Source organism: Sphingobacterium sp. UBA3519 (assembly GCF_002377215.1).
In the GTDB taxonomy this organism is placed as follows: Bacteria; Bacteroidota; Bacteroidia; order Sphingobacteriales; family Sphingobacteriaceae; genus Sphingobacterium; species Sphingobacterium multivorum.
In genome coordinates this window covers 1-26,126 of record NZ_DFPI01000033.1, presented here as the reverse complement: position 1 = coordinate 26,126, position 26,126 = coordinate 1, and the positions used below count along the sequence as shown (strand labels likewise).

At 41.4% G+C, this 26,126-nt stretch carries 17 protein-coding genes; 6 read left to right on the top strand and 11 right to left on the bottom strand.

Annotated elements, in window-relative coordinates:
• Positions 1-96 precede the first annotated feature (96 nt).
• On the bottom strand, positions 97-4,107 hold the full coding sequence (locus B3297_RS20505; protein WP_286779392.1) for a hybrid sensor histidine kinase/response regulator transcription factor: 4,011 nt from the start codon (positions 4,105-4,107) through the stop codon (positions 97-99).
• Between the two features lie 431 nt (positions 4,108-4,538).
• Entirely contained in the window at positions 4,539-5,129 is a 591-nt protein-coding gene (locus tag B3297_RS20500; protein ID WP_286754446.1) for a YdeI/OmpD-associated family protein, read from the bottom strand.
• Positions 5,130-6,220: 1,091 nt separating this feature from the next.
• On the opposite strand from B3297_RS20500, the gene B3297_RS20495 reads away from it, so the two are divergent.
• The gene (locus tag B3297_RS20495; RefSeq protein ID WP_201639378.1) at positions 6,221-7,150 is read left to right on the top strand and encodes a metallophosphoesterase; all 930 of its coding nucleotides are present in this window, start codon (positions 6,221-6,223) and stop codon (positions 7,148-7,150) included.
• 109 nt (positions 7,151-7,259) lie between these two features.
• On the opposite strand, the gene B3297_RS20490 is transcribed toward B3297_RS20495, so the two are convergent.
• The 6 genes from B3297_RS20490 to B3297_RS20470 all read right to left on the bottom strand — a co-directional run bounded on the left by B3297_RS20490 (position 7,260) and on the right by B3297_RS20470 (position 15,683).
• Positions 7,260-9,029: a RagB/SusD family nutrient uptake outer membrane protein gene (locus B3297_RS20490; protein ID WP_286769695.1), complete on the bottom strand. Its 1,770-nt coding sequence runs from the start codon at positions 9,027-9,029 to the stop codon at positions 7,260-7,262.
• An 11-nt stretch (positions 9,030-9,040) separates the two neighbouring features.
• Complete coding sequence (locus tag B3297_RS20485) at positions 9,041-12,286, bottom strand: SusC/RagA family TonB-linked outer membrane protein (RefSeq protein WP_286769696.1); 3,246 nt, start codon at positions 12,284-12,286, stop codon at positions 9,041-9,043.
• Between the two features lie 376 nt (positions 12,287-12,662).
• Entirely contained in the window at positions 12,663-13,439 is a 777-nt protein-coding gene (locus B3297_RS20480) for a phosphatase PAP2 family protein (RefSeq protein WP_286769697.1), read from the bottom strand.
• A gap of 116 nt (positions 13,440-13,555) precedes the next feature.
• The gene (locus B3297_RS24915) at positions 13,556-13,639 is read right to left on the bottom strand and encodes a hydroxyisourate hydrolase (RefSeq protein WP_083295797.1); all 84 of its coding nucleotides are present in this window, start codon (positions 13,637-13,639) and stop codon (positions 13,556-13,558) included.
• 61 nt (positions 13,640-13,700) lie between these two features.
• Positions 13,701-14,972, bottom strand: coding sequence for a glucose-1-phosphate adenylyltransferase (locus B3297_RS20475; RefSeq protein ID WP_046675878.1), 1,272 nt, complete (start codon positions 14,970-14,972; stop codon positions 13,701-13,703).
• A 252-nt stretch (positions 14,973-15,224) separates the two neighbouring features.
• On the bottom strand, positions 15,225-15,683 hold the full coding sequence (locus B3297_RS20470) for a hypothetical protein (protein ID WP_286769698.1): 459 nt from the start codon (positions 15,681-15,683) through the stop codon (positions 15,225-15,227).
• Positions 15,684-15,911: 228 nt separating this feature from the next.
• On the opposite strand from B3297_RS20470, the gene B3297_RS20465 reads away from it, so the two are divergent.
• Positions 15,912-16,520 (top strand): methyltransferase domain-containing protein, encoded by a 609-nt coding sequence (locus tag B3297_RS20465; RefSeq protein ID WP_286769699.1) that lies wholly within the window; start codon positions 15,912-15,914, stop codon positions 16,518-16,520.
• On the opposite strand, the gene B3297_RS20460 is transcribed toward B3297_RS20465, so the two are convergent.
• Complete coding sequence (locus B3297_RS20460; protein WP_201639384.1) at positions 16,504-18,036, bottom strand: SulP family inorganic anion transporter; 1,533 nt, start codon at positions 18,034-18,036, stop codon at positions 16,504-16,506. The genes B3297_RS20465 and B3297_RS20460 overlap by 17 nt on opposite strands.
• A 101-nt stretch (positions 18,037-18,137) precedes the next feature.
• On the opposite strand from B3297_RS20460, the gene B3297_RS20455 reads away from it, so the two are divergent.
• On the top strand, positions 18,138-19,670 hold the full coding sequence (locus B3297_RS20455) for a DUF3943 domain-containing protein (protein ID WP_053003933.1): 1,533 nt from the start codon (positions 18,138-18,140) through the stop codon (positions 19,668-19,670).
• 42 nt (positions 19,671-19,712) lie between these two features.
• Here the strand turns inward: B3297_RS20455 and B3297_RS20450 are convergent, their stop codons facing one another.
• Together B3297_RS20450 and fbp are read right to left on the bottom strand one after the other, a co-directional pair.
• Positions 19,713-21,161 carry a L,D-transpeptidase family protein gene (locus B3297_RS20450; RefSeq protein WP_083295796.1) on the bottom strand — a complete coding sequence of 483 codons (1,449 nt, stop codon included), beginning with the start codon at positions 21,159-21,161 and terminating at the stop codon, positions 19,713-19,715.
• 114 nt (positions 21,162-21,275) lie between these two features.
• Positions 21,276-22,286 carry a class 1 fructose-bisphosphatase gene (gene fbp, locus B3297_RS20445; RefSeq protein WP_286754437.1) on the bottom strand — a complete coding sequence of 337 codons (1,011 nt, stop codon included), beginning with the start codon at positions 22,284-22,286 and terminating at the stop codon, positions 21,276-21,278.
• A 270-nt stretch (positions 22,287-22,556) separates the two neighbouring features.
• Between fbp and B3297_RS20440 the strand changes: the two genes are divergently transcribed.
• The 3 genes from B3297_RS20440 to B3297_RS20430 all read left to right on the top strand — a co-directional run bounded on the left by B3297_RS20440 (position 22,557) and on the right by B3297_RS20430 (position 25,973).
• Positions 22,557-22,790: a hypothetical protein gene (locus B3297_RS20440; protein ID WP_046676375.1), complete on the top strand. Its 234-nt coding sequence runs from the start codon at positions 22,557-22,559 to the stop codon at positions 22,788-22,790.
• Positions 22,791-23,041: 251 nt separating this feature from the next.
• Positions 23,042-25,639 (top strand): heavy metal translocating P-type ATPase, encoded by a 2,598-nt coding sequence (locus tag B3297_RS20435; protein ID WP_286769700.1) that lies wholly within the window; start codon positions 23,042-23,044, stop codon positions 25,637-25,639.
• A gap of 55 nt (positions 25,640-25,694) precedes the next feature.
• Positions 25,695-25,973 (top strand): lipopolysaccharide assembly protein LapA domain-containing protein, encoded by a 279-nt coding sequence (locus tag B3297_RS20430; protein ID WP_286754434.1) that lies wholly within the window; start codon positions 25,695-25,697, stop codon positions 25,971-25,973.
• Positions 25,974-26,126 lie beyond the last annotated feature (153 nt).

The following is a 26,126-nucleotide window of genomic DNA, read 5'->3' as shown; positions in this document are numbered from 1 at the left end:
CGGTTGTATAAGGGGTATATTTTGTTAACTTTTAGGGGTTATTTTGTTAACTTATGCGGGGATACTGGCGAAAAACACTATCGACAATTCACTTATTTACAAGCTTTTTCGATAAAAAGACGGCAGGTTACCAAATGCAGATTTAAAATATTTGCTAAATTGTTTCGGATTTCCGAATCCTACTTCATAAGCAATTTCAGCCATCGATAATTTCGAGTTCTGAACCAGATGCATGGCACGTTTGAGCCGAATATGTCGGATGTATTCCATCGGTGAATAGCCTGTGATGGCAAGCACCTTTTTATAAAGCCCTACGCGCGTGATGTTCATTCTTTTGGCAAGCAGTTCGACAGAAAGCGAAGAGTCACTGAGATCCTGTTCAATTTCCATTACCAGCGCACGGATAAATTGTTCATCAGCAGATGCGATATCGGGCTGCGTCAGATTAACATTAATCTGTTTTTTATACCGTTTTACCATTGTCTGTTGTTGATGGAGTATCTGCGCTAATTTTGAACGCAGCAGGTTAATATTAAAAGGCTTGTTGATATAATCTGTAGCACCCGACTCCAAGGCTTCCAGTTCAATTTTCTGATTGACTACGGCTGTTACAATCAGCACAGGGATATGGACCAGCTTGGCCTGGGCCTTTATAAACCGGCAAAATTCCAGTCCGCTCTCTCCAGGGAGGCTGAGATCGGTGATGATCAGATTGACCTCTTGCTTGCTTAGGATCAATTTTGCATCATTGATGCTTTGCACAGCGTGGATTAGGTAGGCTGAACTCAGGCTCCGCTCCAGGTAATGGAGGAAGTCGATATCATCTTCGACCAATAAAATAGCGGGTTTATCCTGCTTATCGCTTTCGACAGGATCGACACTCGCTTCGGCCTTATGTATGGGTAGCTGAACTTTAAAAATCGTCCAGTGCACATTGCTGCTCAGCGCGATAGTTCCGCCCAAGAATTCGACATAGTCTTTAACAATAGAAAGCCCGATTCCCGTACCGTGATTCAGTTTTCCATTGGGCACATCCAGTTGCATGTAACGTTCAAATACGCGGGCTTGTAGGTTTTCGGGAATCGCTGTACCCTGATTTTGAACTTCAATACGCAGCATCTTTCCTGTTTCGTGTTCAGTGACTTCGGCATTGAATGCCACAATGCCGGATACCGGGCTAAACTTGATCGCATTTGACATCAGATTGAAAATAATGCTTTCCAATTTGTTTTTGTCAAACCAGGACAGATAGGTGTCTGGAGCGATATTGACCTGCAGCGAGATCTGATTGCTTTGCGCTATCCCGGCAAAGGCATCAAGCATTTCGCGGATAAATCCCATGAGGTCCCCATAAGCTTCGTTCAGCTCAAGCTCACTTTTCTCCAATTTTCTAAAGTCCAGCAGCTGATTGACCAATTTAAGCAGACGGTCTGCATTCTTCTTGATTAAGTTTAGGTCGGCTTTTTTTTCTGGATGCTGCTCTTCATCCAGCAGCTGCTGCGCTGGAGTTAGAATCAAACTGATCGGAGTTCTGAATTCATGACTTATATTGGTAAAGAAACGTGTTTTCAACGCATCCAGTTCCTTTGCCTGTGCAGCCTGTTCCTGGGCGAGGTAGAGTTGATTGCGCGTCTTGACACGTAGTTTTGTCAAATAAAAATAAGCCCATAGGACGATCAGTACCAGGCTGGCATAGAAAAGAAAGGCCCAAGCCGAACGCCAAAAAGGTGGCTGTATATCGATTGTTAGGAGCAGCACGCCCTCAGACCAGCTATTCGAATCGATGGCGTGCCGAATATACAAATTGTAGCTTCGGGTGTCTAGATTGGTGAAATTGGCGCGCATGGTTGCCGGTTCAAAATCAAACCATTCATCACTTAGACCAGCAAGCTGATATTGGTAGAGTCCATTATGCTGTTGCAGGTAGTCAAAGGTAGAGAACTCCAGCGAAATGGCATTGAGGTTGTAAGGAAGACTCAGTTCTTTAAGATTATTCAGGGCTTGATCGTAAATGACCCGGCCCGAAAATTCCTCACCTACGGCTATCCGCTTGTTAAATAAATAAAGATTGGACAAAAGCGGTAAGACCAGTTCACTTTCGCTGCTAATTTTCTTAGGGTCGATAAAATTGAATCCCTTTGGCCCACCAAAGACAAGTCTTCCGTCCCGCATTTTTAAAGCGGCGTTTTCATTGAATACATTCCCCTGAAGGCCTGATTCCCTTGTAAAATTGCGGATGATGAACTTCTCGGCCTGCCCTTTGCCGACAATCGCCGACAGTCCTTTGTTTGTTGAAGCCCAGATTCCCCCCTGATTATCGACCAAGAGCGCCAGGATCGCATCGTCGCTGAGTCCATCCTGCTGTGTGAGATAGCTTACTTTTGTACCGTCGATTACATGCAAGCCCTCTTGTGTTGCTACCCAAATACGACCAGTTTTGTCCTCTTTAATATCATAAATCAGATCATTCATAAGTTTCATGGGCGAACTGGATGTATTCATATAGCTAATCTTGTCGTCGGGAGCCAACAATGCCAAACCTGTCGCTGTGCCGATCCAGAGCCGTTTTTTTGAATCTTCAAACAAGACAGAGATATAATTGCTGTTAATGGTTTGTCCCTGCCGAGTATACGCTCTCGAAAACTGTTCTGTCTTTTTATCAAACAGGTACAAGCCAGCACTTAAGGTTCCTATCCAAAATCGATGTTGACTATCCTCGTAGATCTCCCATACACTATCGTCGTTCAACTTTCCAGGTGCCGAATCACGGTGGAAAACCTTAAAACTTTTGCCGTCGAATCGACACATACCACCTCGATAAGTTCCGATCCACAGCTTATCTTCCGTATCCAGCAATAAGGAAACAATCACGTTGGAGCTCAAACTGTTGGGATCCTGAGGATCATGCAGGTATTGCGTGAATGTTTTCTGACTGCTATTATAATAGAGCAATCCCCCACCGTTTGTCCCGATCCATAGATTACCCTTTCGATCCTGTACAAACTTATTGACATCGTCAAAGGGAAGCGATTTAGGAAGCCCTGGATAGTTCCTGATTAAAGAGAATAACAACAGCTTGGGATGATAATAACTGATGCCACCTTTATAGGTTCCCGCCCATATGATACCTGACTTATCCCGATATAAAGCCGTTATGCTATTGTAAGGTAGGCTCCGTAAATCATATTTATCGTTAGCGAGGATCTGTACACTTTTTGTTTTTTTATCATAAACATTGATCCCACCATGATCAGTTCCTAGCCAAAGATGCCCTTGATCATCTTGCACGATATTGCCTACAAAAGGATTGGACAGTTCTTTTTGGAGGTGTTGAATTGATCCATCTTTCGGGTCAAGCCAGTATACACCAATTGGAATGTCTTTTGAGAAAATCCATATCGCCCCTTCCCGGTCGGCAAATAGATTATAATTTACCAGCTTACTGCTGATCGGCAATAGGCTGGTTTTGGTACTGCGCAATGATTTGGTATCGATGTGGCCCAACAGGCCATTTTCGTAGATTACCCAGATCGTGTGCCCTTGACCAGCTATCACATCAGCGATTCGGTTGTTTTTTGTCAACGACGGTACAGTACGATAGATTTTCTTTAGGCTATCGTACAAGATCAGCGAACGATCGCTATACAATAATGCGAAGGTCTGCCCTTCCAGCGGCCTTATCGTGTGTACGTCTTTGACGGGCAGCTTTAAGTGGGTCAGTATGGAATCAAGCTGCTGGACGATAATGCCTGAGTGCTGATCATACACATTCATCCGATTGCTGGTGCGAATCCATACATTGCCTTCTGGTCCCTCAAAGATTGCGGAAATTGCATTTCCACTCAGGCCGGTACGTTTATTGGCGGAATAGCGAAAATTTGTGAATTGCGTCCCATCAAATCGGCTCAGACCAGATTCGGTACCAAACCAGAGGTAATTGTACTTATCCCTGAGTGCACAATTGACATGATTATGGACCAGGCCCTGGTCAGAGGTTAAGGTTTTAAACGCATAGGTATTGACCTGGCTCCAAGCTGACGATTGCCCTAAGAAAAGGAGAAGAAAGAGTTGGAGATAAGCGAATAAAAAAGACTTAAGCTGCTGCATTGGTTATCATCTCCCCAATGATACAAAAATTGAGTAAATACAGCAAATCAAGTTGCTATTAATATAAGCTTTAGCATGAGCCCCATATTTTTTATCCTATAAACTAGGTTACCACATTGAGATCAAGTTCGTGAGTTAAACCTAAATAACACCATTTTTATAGGGATATAGCAGGGGGTTAACAAGGGTTTACCCCTGTTAACCCCCTGTTACCCCCCAGTTAAACCCCTCCTACTGGTTGAACTCGTATAAATTAATTGATACGTTTAACCACTCTAAACAATCGTTAAAATCCAAGAAAGAAATTGACTTATAAGGAAGAGATGGACAGCGTAAAAAAAGCGAAACAACGCTACATAGAACGTGCAATATTAGTCATAAAAGACAAAAGTTAATACCATAGACCTGATTCATTTCGACAATTGAATACTTTACTGAAATTGCTTAGGCCTGTCTTTTTCTGCTGCTCTTGCGGCAATCTCATCAATGCGTTTTTTGCGGGTATCTGGTCTTTTGGCGAGAACAATCCATTGCAACATCATTTTTTTGACGGATTTACTCAATCCAAGAAAATAATCTTTTGAACCAGCATAATGTTGAAATGCTTCATCCAGATCCTCGGGAATAATTAATTCTTCCACACTGTCCAAAATTGACCAAGAGCCATTTTCTTGTGCTATTTTTATAACCTCATGCCCCGCTGGAGTCATTAGATTCGCATCGATTAGTTTTTTAACTTTTTCTTTGTTAATTTTAGACCAGGTACTATTGGGTTTTCTTCGGCTAAATAACTGCATGAATGAATAGGCATCAATCGGCCTCCGTGTGCTATCAATCCAACCAAAACACAATGCTTCATCCACAAGTTCAGTCCAGTTGACCACCGGTAAATTTGATTTTTTAGTATTACAGATCACCCAAATTGATTGTGCTATATGATGATTGTTTTCGAGCCAAAATCGCCATTCTTCTTTTGTATTCAGGTAAATAGTGACTCTCTCCGCCGAATTCTGTTTGATCATTGATATAGTTTTTTAGTCCTTACTGGTATGGATAAAATTTGTCTATTGTGAAAATACGTTTTTTTTGAATACTAGTCATCCATGTTTTGCAGAACAACAACGACCAGCTTGTCCTATTGACAAACTCAAATTAGTCAGCAGCATTTTCATTCTTAAATTTTAAGAATATATCTTTTGGGAACTAATAGAAGTATTAAGAGTAGAACAATCTGTATGCAGATTACAAAAAACAAAATAGTCTGAGTTCGAAAAGCAAGTTCAGAGACTCGTTTTGCGTTTCTGCGCCGTAAATCGATCTGATTTTTCAGCACATGCTTTTCACAGCTATCAATATCAGCCTGCTGCTCTATTTTCCATTTTTCCTCGCTTGCCAAATGATTATTTTTTGTAGGTGCCAAGTCGATAGCGTCGAATAGCGTAAAAAAAACCAGCAACAGCCAATAATGGTAATTGAAGTCAAGCTAATCAGGATTTTCTTTATCATACGTATTTATTTTTGCATTTCGTTTCAAATAATAAGCCCTTAAAAAAATTACAATCAACACAGCTGTTAATCCCGAGACCAGAAAAGACGAAAACTGGAAAATAGCTTCACCAAACGCTTTACTGTCGCCAAAACACTGTACTGAGTTTCCCCATATATCAGTGCCCATAGCCCCCTCATAAATACATTTCCGACAAGCCCAATATTCGGGAAGTATAATTCCGAGATAAATTGGTAACAAAATACCATAACAAGTAAGCAGAATAATTGTTATTGCACGAATCAATTTCATATGATCTATATACCTAAACCTTTTATTCGTTAAACACCACAATCGCCAATTTACAGTTTTACAATAGCTAAAAAATCGATAGTTTATATTTGTTGGCAATCATTTATAATTCGTTAGTGATCCATCAATTTACACAAACGTTTGTGTATTCAATTTACTTGAATCTCTAATTTATTCTCAGTATACTCGTGATAACATTATAATCAATTACCCAGAACAGTGGTTCAAAAAATAGACTAAACAGACAGCAAAGCAACATTACCGGAATACGGACTAATATATTCTTATAGCAACATATTTTAAAACGCTAAAAAAATGAAACAGATTGGCTTAAAAATCAAACAGGAATGGAAGTTTCTTTCCATATTCGTCATCTGCTCTTTACCCGGCTTATTCAGCATGGCACAATCCAACACGCCGGTTCTCCGTATCGGTATCATGGCCGATATGCAATACGCAGACAAAACAGACCACGGTAGCCGGTTCTACCACAATTCTTTAATGAAAGTCGATACCGCTGTAGACTTCTTTAATCGCAATAAAGTCGATTTTTCATTGGTTCTTGGCGATCTTGTCGACGAAGGTCCAAAAGATCTACCTGTATTGTTAAAACATCTCTACCCTTTAAAAAAACCGATGTATTGTCTACTTGGCAACCATGACTATGTCAGCGTATCTAAACCAGATCTTCTGCACACCACTTTTGGGATGCCAGCTAAATACTACGCATTTACAAAAGGGAAATGGCGATTTGTTTTCTTAAATACGAATGCGCTCAGTGAATATGCCACAACGCCCAATTCAGCAGACCAACGTGAATGGAAAATCTTGGTGGGTAGCCTACAGGCAGACGGAAGGAAAAATACGCAACCCTGGAATGGCGGAGTTGATCATAAACAACTCCTATGGTTGCAAAACGAACTTGCCCGAGCGCGGAAAAATAAGGAGCATGTGATCGTATTGACACATCATCCCTTATTGCCAGAAAATGGTTATGAAACACTCAATAATAGGCCAGTTCTTGATATACTCTACAAATTCCCAGAAGTTAAACTGGTACTTTCCGGTCATAATCATAAAGGCAATTATGTGATGGTAAACAATATTCCTTTTGTGACCATGGAAGGTATGATAGAAACACCCACAAGCAATGCCTATGGTCTTTTGGAGCTTTATCCGGAAGAAATCAAAATCAAAGGCCAGGGTAGACTCAGTTCAAGAGTTTTTAAATTATCATCCAAATAAGGCTCAATCGGGCGATTAAAAAACTCGCCATAAATGAAATTTAAATAAAACACCCCCAACAGCGAAAGCCGTTGAGGGTGTTTTTTATTGAATGGGTTTAGTGAATACACTATTCTAGGGTTGGATTAAATGTTCCGCCCCAATCTTTATTCTGCTTGATATTCGGATTTTTATCAATGACTGATTGTGCTATTGGAAAGAAATAATAGGTATCTGGTACCAGGTTCACTTTGTTTCCTGTACTAGGCACCTGCAAGACACTATATTTAAACTGATTCTCTTTCAACGTGTATGTTTTGGCCAATACATTTGCATCTTCCAGTTTCATTTCAGTTCCATTAGCATTGATCGCAATAGCTTCAACTCCATGCTTTGTCGTATTGTTTAGTATATTTAACTTACGTAACCGTCGTAAATCCCAAAAACGATGTCCTTCAAAGCAGAACTCAATATTACGCTCTGCTAAAATGGCTTCACGCATTTGCTCTTTCGTAGTCGCTGCAATACCATATTTATTATCCGCACCAGGTTCTATACCCGCTCTTTTTCTGATCTGTGTCACCAAATCTAAGGCTGTCGCAAAGTCTCCGATTTCATTTGCTGTTTCAGCATAATTCAACAGGACTTCGGCATAGCGCATCAAGACAAAATCCACATCATACTGGGTTTCCACTTCGGTCTGTTTTAATGATAATTTAGAGTTTTTTAAGATAAAAAATCCACTATATCGATCCAAATTGGAAGAAGGTGTTTTTGCGTTAGGGTTTATACCAAAGTCATCTAAAGCCGGAGCAATACCTACAGAAGTGTATTGTCGTTTGCCGGTCTTTCCTGAAACCTCATAAATCTTGGCATTCCACACAATGGATTTATCAAAACGCGGATCGCGGTTTTCCCAATAGGATTGCAAAAATTGATCTTCTGTCTTATAGTATTTGCCCGTTTGATCGGAATAAAGCTTTCCATCTTTCATTGGAAAAGCTTTTACAAATTCCCAGGATGGAACGGAACCCGCTGGCCCTCTACTTTCGGAGCCGGGTCGTACGCCATTATCCCAATTAGCGACTTTATTTGGATAAGTATTAATCACAGCAAAAACAACCTCTGGTCCTTTTTCAACCAGCGCAATATTGGAATAATCTGGAGTCAAACTATAGCCATCCGCTTTAAGTTGCTCATAAGCCAATTTATTCGCAGTGTTGGCTTCCTGCCAATAGGCATTTCCATAAGGATTGGAAGGATTAAACTGGGGTGAAGCTTTATATAACAATACTTTCGCTTTAAAAGCTGCCGCAAAATCACCGTCAACCTTTCCATAATCTGCCGTACCCTTGGCAATCGTTTTTGGCAGTAAGGAAATAGCCTGATCCAAATCTTTGATCATCAGATCAAAACACTCTTTTGTAGAATTGCGGGGTACATTAAGATCATCATTTTTTAAATCTTGAGGTACCGTAATATAAGGGACCCCACCATGAATCCTGACCATATTAAAATACATATAGGCACGGAGAAACAAAGACTGCCCAATCACCGCATTTTTGAAGTCCGCTTTTAGCACAGTACTTTCACCAACTTTCTGGATCGCCGTATTAATTTTTCGGATGGTTGTATAATCCCAGGATTTGTAAGAACCATTGTTGACGGTGACCGCATCCAAAGGGAAAGCGATGCCAATTAGTTGTTCCGAATTTCCATCCGCACCAGCGTTCCAGTTGCCAAATAGTGGATATAGATTGGCAAGATAGCCGTTGACTAGATTTGGATCGGCCCATACTTTAGCTTCATCCAGCGAATTGAGATCTTCAATGTCCAGCACATTTTTACAGGAAGACATACACAGAGCCAACGCTATTAAAGGATAATATATTTTTTTCATCTTTTTTTCATTTAAAATTTAACATCAAGTCCAAACGTAAAGGTTTTCATGACTGGATAAGAATCATACAGCTTTTGTTCCGGATCATGGAATTCTTTCATCGGCGAAAAAACAAACAAATTGGTTCCATTGAAAAACAGGTTGACATCTTTTACACGGATCTTCTCGGTCATGCTTTTCGGCAATCGGTAAGACACGTTAACATCGCGTAAACGCAGATAGGCTCCATTTCTTATCCAGAACGACGAAGGAGCTGCACCAGACTCAGCCCAACCAGAATAGCCTGTTGGACGAGGGTATTTCGCATTGGTATTATCCGGCGTCCAGACATCGGAAGCCCAAATCGGGTAATATGGACGGAAAGTATCGCCATGCTGACGCATTCCACCACCTTCTTGATTGCTGATCATCCGATCATAAGCAAGAACCCCCTGAAATAATGTCGAGACATAGAAGCCTTTCCAGCTCGCATTGAAGCCAAACCCGTAATTGATGCGCGGAGAATTATTGTCTGACAATAACTGCAAATCGTTATCATCAATTTTCCCATCCGGACCTCCTGAGTAGTTCGCCCCTTGAATATCTTTATATAAGATCATCCCAGGAAAAGGATCCCTTCCGTAGGTCTTAAATCCTTTTGCTTTCAGTGCGTCGGCTTCAGCCTGTGTCCTTACTAAACCCAGTGCCTCTAAGCCGATAATTCTATTTTCTGGCCGCCCAATTCTGGAACGAAAGTTCTGCGGTTGGCCGGCAGCATACGCCGGTTCCTCGTCAATGATATCCCAGCGGTCTTTTGCATAACCCAGATTCCCATTGAGCCCATAGGTCACCTCGCCCACCTTATCATTCCAGTTCAACGAAATCTCCCCGCCTTTGTAACTTCTTGCGGCATAGTTTTCAGGAGCAAGTGCGCGACCATAGTTATCCGGAACTTTCAGTGATCTTGGTCCTAGGATGTTCGTTTCCTTACGTGAAAACAGATCTAGGCTACCGGTCAGCTTATTCTTAATAAATCCAAAATCCAAACCGAGATTGACGCTTTTAGAAGTCGTCCAAGTGAGGTTCTGCGTCGGTGTTGCACCATACGCAATACCATTGTAATAGCGATCTCCGAACATATAGCCACCAGAGCTGTAATATTTTTCCAGATAGCCAAACTGACCGATTCGATTAGCATTTACATCCAAATCATTACCCGTTGTACCGTAAGAAGCTCTGAACTTCAAGTCTGATATCGTATTCTTTATATCCGTAAAGAAGTTCTCGTCCGATACACGCCAGGCTGCCGAGACTGAAGGAAAAAAGCCCCACCGTTTATCGCTAGGAAACAAAGGTGATCCATCGTAGCGGAAAGAAAACTCCGCAATATACTTATCTGCATAATTATAATTAGCACGCCCAATCACGCCGCGTCTTGAATCAATTGTTTCATTGGCAGTTGTCGACCTAAAGTTCCGATCTGTAGGATAAATAAACATCTGATCCAGGGCTGTAATCGGATTCTCTGCCCGTGAAGTAACGTACGTCCCTCCTTTTTTGGACTGCTCATAAACCAATGTCCCATCGACGGAATGTTTACCAAATTTGCGGTTATAGTTTAAAAACCAGTTTACCTGATATTCCCACAATCGTTGTGGGCTGTAATCCATGAAAGGCTGACTCTGACTAAAAGTAAAGATATTGATATTCGCTTCCGAAGGTGGGGCCGGTATAAAGCGGTTGTCATTTGGATTCAGTGAAGTAAAGGTGTAGTTTTTTTGAAAGCTCATATAGCGCTTGCGCATATAGTCACTGGCAAGATAACTCCCCACAAGTTTTGTCGATAGACCTTGTACCAATTTATCCAGCTTCAAATTTAGGGTCATAATAGGATTAACCTGCCGCACTTTGCGGTCGATATAACGATCCCCGATGACCTGATCGATCACATTCCATGCCTGCCAGCTTCCCATAGGTGTCTGTACGGGATAAGCCGTTGGCGTATTGCTCGGTGTTCCGTCTGCATTCAAGTAAAACGGATACATCTTTGGCCAGTTGAAGGTAACACGGTAGAAATCGGATACATCAAAATCATCATCATTGGAAGATGTGCTAAAAGGCCAAAAAAAGCGCTTCGAGTTGGTCTGGTTAGCTGAAATATTAAAATCCATGCTAAAATCTTCGGTAATCTGCGCGGAGATATTGCTGCGCAAATTGAACTTCTCATGGTCCAAAGATTTATAGGATCCATTTTCTTTGCGGTAGCTCAGCAAGCTATAATAAGTAATTTTGTCGCCACCACCATTGACCGATATGGATTGGCGATGGGTAAATGGATTGCGCCAGATCACATCATTTGCATTGTAATTTTTATCCTTGAAATAATCAAACTCTTTTTGTCCATTTGGGATGGAAAGACCGCGAAATTCGGCGACCCTATTTTGATAGGTGAGTTCATCTTGTGCAGTCGTTAAATTCGCAAGAAGTTCCTGTGTTGGCGTATTAAAAGTATAATTACTTTGTACATTAAAAACTGGTGCTTGCGCTGTTCCTTTTTTCGTCGTCACAACGACAACGCCATTACCCGCCCGGGTGCCGTACACTGCGGCAGTCGCTGCATCTTTTAAGAAGGTCATTTGGTCGACCTCGTTCGCTTCAAGCACATCAAATGCAGCTTTATCGCGGACCACACCATCAATTACATAAAGTGGCTCGGCAAAACTCCCCCGGATACGCAGGCTCGACGATGCTCCAGCCATCCCCGAAGTATTGGTGACATTGACCCCCGCTGCTCTACCGGCAAGTGAATTGGAAAGATTTGAACTGGGGATATTCTTTAGCTGTTCTGCATTGACGGTAGCGACGGAACCGGTGATATTCCCTTTCCGCTGCTTACCATAGCCAATGATCACGACCTCTTCAAGCGCCTGATCACTCGAAACCATAACAACACTGATGTTGCCTGCGGAAACGGCTACCTCCTGTTTTGTAAAGCCTTGGTAGTTCACGACCAAAACATCACCACGCTTGGCCCGAATAGAAAAAATACCTTGTTGATTGGAGGATGCTTGAACGGATGTTCCTTTGACGGTGATGGTAGCGCCGGCTAATGCCTGACCTTTCTCATCTTTGACGATCCCTGTAACCTGATCTTGATCGACAATAGCATTGATCGGATCCAGATTCAGTGCGTAAGAATCAGGCTGACTAAACAGCAGGCAGAGCCCCAAAAGGCTAATGGGTCTCGCCTTTCCATGAAGAAAAAAATTTCTCATCATAATTACAAATTGGTTTAAAATAATAAAGAACCCTTAGGCTCAACTTTGGTTTATTTACTTAGCCTGCTTTTCTTTTTGTAAAAAACAGCAAAAGTGGATTAGATTGTCTACTAAATTTAAAAAACAAATTCTTATTTACGAAATTAACATGATTTTTTAATCCGAAGTTCACATAAACGTTACATGCTGAAATAGGGAATGGAAATGGCTGACACAGCAGTGCCGATCTTCAGGTAGAACACCTAAAAACTGTAGTGAATACAGGGGTTTAAAGTGGATTTATACCCCTGTACGAATACTATCTAGGAAATTTTGTTTTGAGGCAAGCCGAATACGATCAATGTAGAGACCCCGAATGGGGCTTAAAAAAATGAGCCTAAAACTGTAAACTAGCGTTTAAACAAAATTGTCTCCCGTTATATGTTGGAAGCACAACATAGCTCTTTTTCGAATTCTGTAATCGACTGTCTACCAAAGGGAGCAACCAATAGGCGATTTTAGTACTTAAGATACCGACCCCAGCTCCCATAGCGATATCCGAGAACCAATGCTTGTCGTTGTACATCCGCAGATAACCGGTACCTGCTGCAACAGCATATCCTGCAATACCGTACCAAATTGACTCCTGTCTATATTCCTGCCAAAACAGTTCGGCACCAACGAACGCAGTAGCAGCATGCCCCGAAGGAAAGGAATTATTCGCTGAACTATCAGGCCGCCATACGGGAATGGTGGATTTCATAATTTTCACGGTTGAAGTCATGATAATATTAGAAACCGCTGTCGTAAACAGGCGTTGTTTAAGGTTATGTTTGGCAGGCACCCCTACCGCGTCCAAAACAAATACTCCGGCAGTTCCAGCAAAGCGGGTGAAATCGTCCAACTTAATTTTTCGGCTAGTTCCTCTCGATACGCCGTCTCTAATGTCTTCATCTATCCCCTTTAAAAAAGGATTTCCTTTGGCAACGACACCATAGGTGATCAGTCCTACAGGAACAGCCAGTTCCTTGTAAGGAACTTTCTTAAAAAAATGAGATCCGCGGCTCGAATCCGACGGTTGTTCCGACAGAATTTGGGCAATTGAGGTAGCCGGTACTACAAAAAGTGAAACCAGGATACAATAAAAAACAAAGTATCTTTTGTAAGTGCTCATTTTATCCGTATTTATTTTATCGTGCGCAAAGATAATATTAAAATATCCAGTAAAAAAAGACAACGGGCATTGTCAACTCGGAAACTAAGCATCTTGCATCCACCTTCGTCAGAGGGTCAGCTTCCCTTATAGGTTGAATAGCCGTAGGGCGAAAGCGTAATCGGCACATGAAGATGTGTCTGCTCAAAAAGCGTAAACAAAAGTCCGCTGTTTCATGAATTGATGTGAACAGCGGGCTTTAGATTTAAAATTTATGTATGATCAAAGTCCTATCGTCACACCATTGGCAATGACCGCATCTTTTTTCACAACAACAATCCCATCACAGATCATATGCGTATCAAAATCGCCATCATTCAAACCCGGTCCACCAATGATACGAACGTCATCTCCAATTCGGCAGTTCTTATCCAAGATTGCGTTTTCGATATAACAACGTTTACCTACACCTACCGGTGGTGGCTTTTGTGTATTTCCCAACTCCAATACTTCTTCCAACTGCTCATAGTAATCAGTTCCCATCATGTAGGTCGATTTAATAACCGTTCCTTCACCAATACGGGAACGTATCCCAATAACAGACCTCTCCAGTTTATCGCCATTTAAAATACATCCATCGGCAATTACCGTATTATTTAACGTTGTACCCGAAATTTTCGAAGGCGGGAGCATCCGCGCACGTGTATACACGGTTTCATTAAACAAATTGAAATCCGGAATATCATCTGTCAATCCAATATTGGCATCAAAAAATGATTTGATGGTCCCGATATCGGTCCAATACCCATCAAATTGATAGCTCAATACCCGAAGTGCTTCGATAGCATCAGGTATAATTTCTTTACCAAAATCCATCCCCGGGTTGGCGATCAAAAGGTTGCGCAATATGTTTTTTGAGAAAACATAAATCCCCATAGATGCCAAATAATGCCTTCCCTGTTTATGCAAAACCGCTGAAACCTCTGAGGTCCAATTTAATACTTCATCCTTATCGGGCTTTTCGACAAAAGCAGTAATCTCATTCGCTTCGTTCGCTTTTAAAATACCAAATCCCGTAGCATCTTTACCATTGACTGGTATCGTAGCGATGGTAACATCGCCTCCATTTTCAACATGGAAATCAATCAGCTTTGAATAATCCATTTGGTACAACTGATCACCAGACAATACAAGAATGTAGTCGTAATCGACATTAAGGAGATGCTTCTGCGTGCGCCTGACCGCATCAGCGGTACCCTCAAACCAACGATCGCCCTCATTGGTCTGCTCTGCAGCCAAGATGTCGACAAAGCCCTTACTGAAAATGCTGAAATTGTAAGAATTTTTGATGTGTGTGTTCAAAGAGGCTGAATTGAACTGCGTCAGTACGAAGATCTTATTATAGCCTGAATTCAAACAGTTCGAAATCGGAATATCGACCAAACGGTATTTTCCAGCTATTGGAACCGCTGGTTTCGAACGCTGTTGCGTCAATGGGAAAAGGCGCGACCCTCGACCTCCTCCCAATACAAGGGAAACTACTTTGTGTATCATACCTCAATCCATTAATTGGTTATAAAACTATTATCTTCAAGAATAGGGACCTGATCAGGTTTACACTCGAGATCCTTTAAATTCAGGTTTAAGAATCCTTATTAAATTAGCAATTTTTCGGATAAGAAGCAAACAGCAATTTTGATCATTGATTCTTTTTACAATAAAGGTAATCCCCGAAAAACGAACAGAACCATTCTTAATTTTAACCGATTAAAAGACGATGATTACAAGTCCGTGTCTCCCGTAGATTTAATATCCAAATAGACCACTGAATAAAAAAAGGCAGTAGATATAACCAACAAGCAATAGATTAATACCTATTTGCGGATATTTCTTTTGCGTAAATAACCATAGGATCTCAATAAAGGCATAAACAGACAAGGGTGCCGCAAGACTGACTGTCATAAAATAGAGTAAATATCCTGCCCCCAAACCATCATTTTGTTGCTTAAGAATCAAATATGGGACAAGAAGTAGCAGGAAGGCGATACAAACCACAGAAAACCGGATAAAAAAATGTCGTCTCAATTTTCTATCTCCTTTAAGAGGTTTGTACACAAACATAATTGATCCTGATATATAGACAGTTAACAGCACATAACCGATATAGTGATGCGCGCTCTCCAAACCATTCCAATCTTGGTTAGCATATGCAAGACCAACAATTAGAAATAAAACAATAAATAAGACTACTTTAATATAATTCATCTAAAAACACAGGCTACTTGCCCTACTAGAGTAATTGAACGCTATAAATTTTAATATCGTATGGAACGCAAGTGAATTACAACACTTTGCTCCTTTTCGATAGCTCCCAAAATTGAAATTAGATGATCAACTTCCGAGAGGATAGCTAAACGCAATTTTCATTGGAGAGAAGCACGCTATTGACCTAATATTTATGTAAATTGCTAAAGTATATAGAACAAAATAGCTATGGATTCTTCACTATTGGATGAAAACTATTGGGATGAACGTTATAAGACCCAATCGAAAGGCTGGGATATTGGCTACGCATCCCCTGCAATCATCAACTATGCAGCGGGGTCTATTGCTAAAGATGCGGCAATTTTAATTCCCGGTTGTGGAAATGCTTACGAGGCGAAGGCTCTCCTTGCCATGGGGTTTAGTCAAATTACCTTACTTGATATCGCCCCAACACTCGTTGCAAAGGTAAAAAGGGAATTCGAAAATAACCCTAACATCCAAATTCTATGTCAAGATTTCTTCCAGCACCAGGGCCAGTACGACTATATAATTGAGCAAACCTTTTTTTGTGCACTGGATCCTTCATTACGCCCCAGCTATGTACAACAAATGCATACTTTGCTCAAGCCTCAGGGTATACTGATGGGTTTATTGTTCAAACGGGAATTTGCGCAGCAAGGCCCACCTTTCGGTGGAGATCAAACAGAATACCAACAATTATTCAAATCTAAATTTGACATTTTACACCTGGCAGATTCCACCAATAGTATTCCCCAAAGACAGGGAAATGAACTGTTTTTTGAGCTGCGCAAAAAATTGTCTACTTGTCCGGCATGACCCGATAAGTGGGATCTTCGACGATATTGACCTTCACAATGTCTGCTGCATCTTTTAGCAGTGAGCGACAATCCTCACTGAGATGCCACAATTCGATCTTTTTCCCTTGTGCGGCATAGCGTTCGGTAATTTTGTTAAGCGCATCCACAGCGGACATATCCACCACACGACTCTCCTTAAAATCTAAAATCACACGGTCAGGATCTTCCAAAACATCAAATTTATCCAAAAAATTAGCTGTCGAACCAAAGAAAAGCGGTCCATAAATTTCATAATGCTTGATGCCCTCGGCATCCAAATATTTTCTTGCCCGAATGCGCTTTGCATTGTCCCAGGCAAATACAAGTGCGGATACCACGACACCAATAAGCACCGCCAGTGCTAAATTATGTAAAACCACCGTAATCGCTGCGACAAGAATACCAACGAAAATATCTGATTTGGGAAATTTATTGACAATACGCAAGCTCACCCATTGGAAGGTACCTATTGCCACCATCATCATCACACCGACCAGCGCTGCCATTGGTATCTGTTCAATGAAAGGAGCACCTACCAAAATAATCACTAAGATGGTCATGGCTCCAATAAAAGAAGAGAGCCTCGTGCGTGCACCAGCATTTAAATTGACCAGTGTTTGAGCAACCATAGCACATCCACCCATTCCTCCAAAAAATCCATTGATTGCATTGGCTACCCCTTGTGCCATGGATTCGCGGTTTGCATTTCCTTTGCTCGCGGTTATTTCGTCCACCATATTTAGTGTCAAAAGCGATTCCACCAACCCTACTCCGGCCATCACCAACGAATACGGAAAAATCAGTTGCAATGTTTCCCAGCTCAGGGGTACATTGGGTAAATGTAAATGGGGTAATGTCCCACTAACAGAGGCTATATCTACTACTTTTTTGGTATCAATTCCTAAAAGAGAAACCAAGCCAAACACAACGAGAATAGCGACTAAAGAGGCCGGGACTGCCTTTGTGATCCGAGGAAATCCAATCACGACCAACATCGTCAGTAGAGTCAGTCCGCCCATGATGTATAAGGTACTTCCCGACATCCACTCCACCCCCGATCCTGTATTCTCTTTAAATTGGACCACTTGCGCCATAAAAATAATGATGGCCAGTCCGTTTAAAAAACCGTACATCACAGGCTGCGGAATTAAGCGTACAAATTTCCCCCATTTAAAAAGTCCGACCAAAAATTGTAGAAGCCCCGCCAAGACGACAGCAGCAAAAAGATAATCAATACCGTGACTTGCCGCCAGGGCCATTAAAACAACCACTGTTGCACCAGCACCTCCAGAGACCATCCCTGGCCTGCCTCCCAAAATGGAAGTAGTCAAACCCATTAAAAATGCTGCGTAAAGTCCCGTTAAAGGCGGTAATCCAGCTAAAATAGCAAACGAAAGTGATTCCGGAATCATCGTCATCGCGACCGTTAATCCTGCAAACAACTCATTCTTAAGATTGATCGATTTTATATTGAATATTTCAAAGGTATTGTTCATTTCTAAATTACTTGAACAGGATAATTGATGCAAAGGTACTAATCGCACAAACACTTTTATCCTATATTTGTTATTCTTTACAAATTTTATCGCAAAACAGTATGTTCATTTCGATCAAACAACGCATTAACCAACGTCACTATAGTCTCTTTATATTTATCTTTTGGGTGCTTGTCCAGCTCGGGAATATAGGACCAAGTAAGGCAGCACTACTTCCAGCAAGAGACTCTTTAATGAATTCAGACAGCCTATTTCGAGCGACATCAGTCGAAAAAAATCACTTGTTCCACCGCGAGCAGCCAAAACCATGGAACAATCATCGTATCAATGTAAAACAAACAGACAGTCTATTTGATTACCAAAAAAAGAACTTCTTAAGGGCGGGAATTGAGTGGTTCTCCATCCAGGCTATTCCTGCCTCGGTTAATTACTTCATTCGAAAAGATCCTGTTTCCCATATTTCCTTTAAAAACTTCTTTAGCCATTTAAAACTGTCTGCCTGGACCTGGGACGACAATCTTTTTGCAACAAATCAAATGGCGCACCCTTATCACGGTCAGTTTTATTTCAATTCGTTCCGATCCAACAACTATAGTTTTCTACAATCAACAGCTGCAACCGTAGCTGGTAGCTATATCTGGGAAACTGCAGGTGAAACCGAACCCCCATCCATCAATGATATCATCAACACAAGCTTTGGGGGTACTATTTTAGGTGAAATGACCCATAGACTATCGCATCATATTCTTTCACGCCCAAGCCTAACTAAAGGACAACGTAATAAAAAAGAACTACTGGCCATGCTGATCAATCCGATAAACGGACTCAACCGACTGCTTGATGGGCGCTGGGGAGATAAGGTCAAGGGAGCTGTTATCGACAGTTCTTTAGTGCACACCGAAGTTGAATTGGGGCTAAGACGGTTTGATGCCAAAGAACATGACATCTTAAATAAAGGAAAGAATGACGTATATGCACGTATCAAACTGATTTACACCAACAATGATATAGACAAAAAGAAACCCTTTGATGACTTCTTCCTCAATTTGGAACTCGGATCAGATGATAGTTCCATTGTCAATGCGGTCAATGTCTATGCTTCGCTATATGGAAACCGTATTCTCTCTAATTTAACAGGACGCCACCGTGGTATCGTGTCTGCACATTTTGACTTTCTGCGCAATGAAGCTTTTTATTACGGATCCCAGAGCATCAATTACAATGTCTTTTCAAACTTCAATATTGGTAGCCGTACCAAGCTGACAACCATTCTTGGTGGTGGTCCGGTGGTATTGGCCGCTGTACCCGATCCCTACCTCCATTTTGGTGAAAGCCGCACATACGATTACGGACCCGGAGCTGATGTTAGGGCTTCGGCTACATTGAGCACATTAAACCGCTTTAAATTTGGTGTAGATTATCGTGGTGGATATTTTGTCACAATCAGTGGTAACAAATCCCACCATTTTCTTCATACGGCATCCACGAGTGCTTCAATGCGTATCTGGAAGAACTTTGGCGTCAACCTTTACTCTGGTTACTTTAGATTGGAAGGTCGTTATCAAGACCATAACAACGTCAACAAAGACTATCCTTTTGTCCGGATAGCCCTAGCCTACAACTCTGAATATTAGCTATAAAAAAAAGGCTTAACGCATTTGGTTAAGCCTTTCTCATCAATTTGTCCAATACTTCTTTAACGCTTCCTTTAAACGCGGGTCGTACCCGTATATATCCGGATAAGTAACAATTTTACCTTCGTCATCCAACCAAGTTGTATAATACGTGATATAAACTGGCATCTGCCGTTTTAGTGTTACCCAGCGAGACTTTGAAATGGAATCTGTCGTAATTTCTTTCGCAATTTTTTCGGCCTGTTTTTCATTATTGACAAGATAAGAAGCCAAATCCACAGGTTTTTCTACACGCACACAACCATGGCTGACCGCCCGGTTGCTTTGCCCAAACATTTGTTTTGCCGGCGTATCATGTAGATAAATAGAATAGGGATTCTCGAACAGGAACTTTACATTCCCCAATGAATTATCCGAACCGGGATTCTGTTTGAAACGAAAATTCTCCACAGAATCCGAATTCCAATTGACAGTTGTAGGATCCACTTGTTTACCTTTGTAATAAGCCACCATATTGCGCGACGCCAAATAGTTTGGATTATTCCGAACACTTGCCAATAATTCTTTCTTAACAATACTGCTTGGAATATTCCATACCGGATTAACTTGCATGGCATCCAACATCCCCTGCATCACAGGCGTCTCATGGTTCTCACCTTTCCGCGTATATGCCGGATTGTCTGTTTCACCCACACACACATTCATCAGTTGGCTTGTCTTCCCATCTTCCATGATATGTAAACGCTGTTCAGGTATGTTCACAAATACATATTTCTCCGGAAAAGCATCCCCCATCCAGCGCAATTTTTCCAATACCATTAACACCTGGCTTCGTTGTGCACTGTTTAGATTCCCATTTTCCAACAAATCTTGAAATCTAGTATAATATTGATTTTTAGGCTGTATATCGGCCAAGACGTTTCCGATTTTCACGCTGTCCAACAAGTTGACAACTTTGCCATAGCTCATACGTTTTTGAGGAACGAAATACCTTCCATAAAGGCGTTTGGGATTAACCACACCATATTTGATACTGCTGATATAAGCCACGAGTCCATCAGTGCTCAATAAGTCAAGCTTCGCCAATAAAGGATAAACTTCGGCAACATCTTTGCCCTTCAGTTTTCGAAGCGAAAACAACGTTTCCTTAATCGCAGCCGTATGGAAATAACTGGTCCGAATACCATGCTCTTCGCTTCGCTCGAAGTAAGTAATCATAGTATCGATACTACCATCAAAGAGATGTTCGGCAATTAAAGTCATCCCTTCAGTAGAATCCGATAATTCCTTCATCCAGCTCGGATTAACCAATTGGGATTTTTCCTTAGCATACACGTCACGGAAGACTTTTACGTAAGCAGCTGTGTCAAAATCCTTATAGGACTTATTTTCAAACTCCTTCGCCAGCACATCGCCATAAGTTGGAGGGTTATCTTTACAAGAAAAAAATACTACTGAAATAAATGAAATAAAAACTAAAAATCGTAACATATTACAAATCGTGAAAAAGAAATGGCTTCGCAATAATGAAGCCATTTTCTGGGGACAAAGATAAATAATTCTTATGGTCTAAAGAATCTTACCTGTCATTGAATCACTACAGAATCAATCACTGTATTTTTTCAGAAAATCTTCCAGCAATTCCACCATATCGGTATTGCCCAAAAAAGCTGCTGATCGTTGGTGCAAAGTTTTTGGCTCAATAGCTAGTATACGCTGAGATCCATTCGAAGCTTTACCTCCGGCCTGCTCGATAATAAAAGCGATTGGATTGCACTCATACATCAATCTCAGTTTCCCATTAGGGTGTGCAGAAGTCGTTGGATAAAGAAAGATGCCCCCTTTGAGGAGATTACGGTGAATATCGGCGACCATTGAGCCGATATACCGTGACGCATAGGGGCGTTTCGTTGCACTGTCTTCCATTTGGCAATATTTGATATATTGCTTGACGCCGTTTGGAAATTTGGAATAATTTCCCTCGTTAATTGAATAAATTTGGCCCGACGCCGGAATTTTCATATCGGGATGGGATAAACAAAACTCGCCGATCGATGGATCCAATGTGAATCCGTTTACGCCCTTTCCGGTTGTATACACCAACATGGTTGAACTACCATAGATCACATAACCTGCAGCGACCTGTTTCGTTCCATGTTGTAAAATATCATTGCTATTACAAGAAACACCCGTATCAGAAATTCGTCGATAAATGGAAAAAATAGTCCCCACAGATACGTTGACATCAATATTACTTGAGCCATCCAGCGGGTCAATACACACAATATATTTGGCATTTTTGGAAACCCCTGATTGGATGTAAACTGGATTTTCATGCTCCTCTGAGGCAACTACACAGCATTCGCCCCCACTTTGAAGTGCTTTGATAAACTGTTCATCAGCGTAAACATCCAGTTTCTTTTGTCCCTCGCCCTGCACATTGACCTGGCCTGCATCGCCTAAAATATCAACCAATCCCGCTTTATTTACCTCTCTATTTACAATTTTTGCCGCAATTCCAATATCGCGCAAGAGTCTAGAAAGCTCCCCTTTAGCATATGGAAAATCGGCCTGTTTTTCAATGATAAATTGACCTAGTGTAGTTATACCACTCATAATATTGTTTTATTGGATATTTGTTGCACAAAGCTAAAAAAGTTAAACAAACTTTAGCAAACACATGCTGCTCATATTTAGCATTTTAGCAGACCAAATACGCAATCGATTGCGCTAAGTTTTGAAAACTCTTCTTTGCTAAAACGATTATTAGCTATTAAAAAGATAATAAAAGGTGGAAAGCAGTGGATAAATTTCAAAGAGCGACGATTAGAAAAAAAAACAATAAATGCTAAGTATTTGGTAATTTTGGCTAAATATTCTGATACAATGCAACAACTTATACAGCTCATCGAAAAGGAAAAATTGGGAAGCCAATTGGTAAAACAGCACACGTTGATCATAGATGATAAACAGGTCGTTCACGGCGCCCTATTCATGGTCAAGACCACAAAAAAAACATTTAAATTAATGATCCCGGCGCCTTTTCATGAAGCATTGCTGAAAGAGCAGGTCAGCATCAATACATTGATCAAACATCCCCAAGTGATGCTATTAGCTTAATCAACGAGATATTCCAACCCCCATAGCTATCCCCAAAGCAAACAAAACATCGCTCGATTGTGTTTATCATAGCGTGATTTCGATGTTTTTCACATCACATTCCGTCTCCCGAAGACTATAAAGCTGGCTCGACCTAGAAAATGGGGCAAATTGAAAGCATATTATCAACGGGAAATTTTACAAAAAAACCCGGTAAAAGTGTAAAAATCAACTCGATATAACTTTTAACTTTAGGCAACAAAGACAACGCTATGCAACACCGCTATACACTTTCAGGAATGTCCTGTGATGGATGTAAAACAACAATCGAACATGCATTGAACGAGTTACCTGGGGTTCATGCCGAGGTGACTTTAAACCCGCCAAGCATCACAATAACATCCCAGAAACACATTCCGTTACAGCAATTACAGGAAATAATATCCAAATTGGGGCCATATCAAATCGGCGAAGCACATCAGCATACTTCCGAGGTTCCCTCCGATCAATCCATGGAAGTTCCGCCTATCCATAGCAAACAGCAACACAATCATTCCGCTCAGTCAAATGCGACAATGCATCAGTCACAAACATTAGCTACACCCGACAAAGCACATCATAGTACGTCTGCAGATAAATACTATTGTCCCATGCATTGCGAAGGCGAAAAGCTTTATGACTCACCAGGAAACTGCCCCGTATGCGGCATGAACCTGGAAAAAGTCCCCATGTTAAAGACAGACCTTCAATATACTTGCCCAATGCATCCTGAGATTGTACAAGACCATCCCGGAAATTGCCCCATATGTGGTATGGACCTTGTGCCTATAGCCAATGGTAATAGTGCGGACGACGATCATACCTATCGTAATCTTCGTATGAAATTATGGGTCTCCATCCTATTTACTGTGCCCATATTTATACTTTCCATGGGTGAAATGCTTCCGGGCAACCCGATCGGTAAAATCATTCCGCCCAGCTGGTCGGGATGGATACAATTGGTTTTATCTTTACCGGTTGTTTTTTACACCTGTTGGTCTTTTTTTCAACGTGGCTGGGTATCTTTCAAAACCTGGCGCCTTAATATGTTTAGCCTGATTGCACTTGGTGCTGGAGCTGCGTTTGTCTATAGTTTGGTAGGTCTATTTTTTCCGCAGATCTTTCCTGATGAATTAAAAAATCACCATGGCTACATTGCGCTTTACTTCGAGTCCGTTACCGTCATTCTAACACTGGTATTGTTAGGCCAGGTGATGGAGGCTAAAGCACATTCCAAAACCAATTCAGCGATCAAAGAACTGATCAAGCTGAGTCCTTCCGAAGCTACGCGCGTGGAAAATGGAATCGATAAAAAAATAGGCATAGATCAAATTCAACTTGGTGATATACTCAAAGTAAAACCCGGTGATAAAATTCCAGTCGACGGACAAATTACGGATGGCAACAGCAGCATCGATGAATCCATGCTGACGGGTGAACCTATTCCGGTAGAAAAGCAGGAAGGCGATCATGTCAGTTCAGGAACCATCAATGGCGACCGCAGTTTCCTCATGAAAGCAGAGCGTATTGGTTCGGACACACTCTTGGCTCAGATTATTCAACTTGTTAATGATGCCAGCAGAAGCAAGGCACCCATTCAACGGTTAACAGATAAAGTATCCGAGGTATTTGTTCCGATTGTCATTATCATTGCAATTTTGACATTTCTTACCTGGTGGCTCTGGGTTCCTTCTGCTTCCTTAGCGTTCGGCTTTGCCAATGCACTTGCCGTACTAATTGTTGCCTGCCCCTGTGCCTTGGGGCTCGCGACACCGATGTCCGTCATGGTTGGTGTCGGCAAAGGAGCCAAACATGGCATCCTGATCAAAGATGCAAGTGCACTGGAAAAAATGAACCAGGTCGATGTGGTACTAACAGACAAAACAGGTACCATCACCGAAGGAAAACCCACCGTCGATGATATTCAACCAAACTCCTCCAGTAGCAAAGACGAAATATTGTCTTTGGCTGCCGCTTTAAATGCCAATAGCACACATCCTTTAGGTCATGCTATTATTGAAAGAGCAAAAAAAGAAAACAGTAAAACAGAAAATAAAGTTTCCGATTTCGAAAACGTAGCGGGACAAGGAATCAAAGGAAACATAAACGGAAACAGTATAGCACTTGGCAATCAATTGTTGATGGAGTCTATCGGTATAGCAGTTCCACACGATATGAAGCAGATGGCTGAAACCGCTCAGTCCAATGGAAAAACGGTGTCTTTCCTCGCAAAAGATCAAACCTTATTGGGCTATTTTAGTATTTCAGATCAAATCAAGGCTTCATCGAAGCAGGCAATTCAATACCTCCAAAAACATCAAGTCGATGTAGTCATGCTGACTGGAGATAATGTCCATACGGCAAAGGCTGTGGCGGATCAAGTCGGCATTAAGCATTTCAAAGCCAATGCCTTGCCCAAAGATAAGTTGCAAGAGATTCATACATTACAGCAACAAGGTCATGTGGTCGCGATGGCCGGTGATGGTATCAATGATGCCCCTGCCCTTGCTCAAGCCGATATCGGCATTGCCATGGGTACGGGTACTGACGTTGCCATACAAAGTGCTTCTTTGACTTTGTTGAAAGGAGACCTGACCGGAATTGCCAAAGCAAAAGTACTGAGTCATAAATTGCTTCGTAACATTAAGGAAAACCTGGGTTTTGCTTTCGTCTATAATATACTCGGAATTCCTTTGGCAGCCGGCCTGCTATATCCATCTTTCGGAATTCTCTTGTCACCCATGATAGCAGCTGCCGCAATGAGTTTTAGTTCCGTTTCGGTTATTTTGAATTCTTTGCGCTTAAATCGTGCAAAGATCGATATCGATTAAAAACAGATATTCCCTATATTCGCTGCTACAATAACGACATATAGCTTACAGTAACATGCGTAATATCTTTTTAATCTTAATTACGGTTATCATCACAGTTGTCTGTGTCAAGAATCCGCAATCGGTGCAGCTCAATTTTCTCGGGGAATCACAAGTGGCACTATGGAAGCTACTATTGGCCTTTTTTATTGCCGGAATTGTGTTTGTATCGCTGCTAAAAACCGGAAAAAAGAAACAGCAGGTACACGAACAGGAGGAAATAGACGAATCGGAAGAAGAAAACGATCACAAAAAACCTCAATTATCGGATGAAGATCGAGAATTCCTCTCCTAAAAGAAAAAATAAACCACTAAAAATGAAGCCCTAAACAGCTGTAGCGCATTTTTATGGCACAAATACTTGCGTGGAATAGGGATTAATCCTATCTTTGCATCACTTCAAACAAGGAACGGTAGTTCAAAAACAAAGAAGTAAGATTCCGTAGCT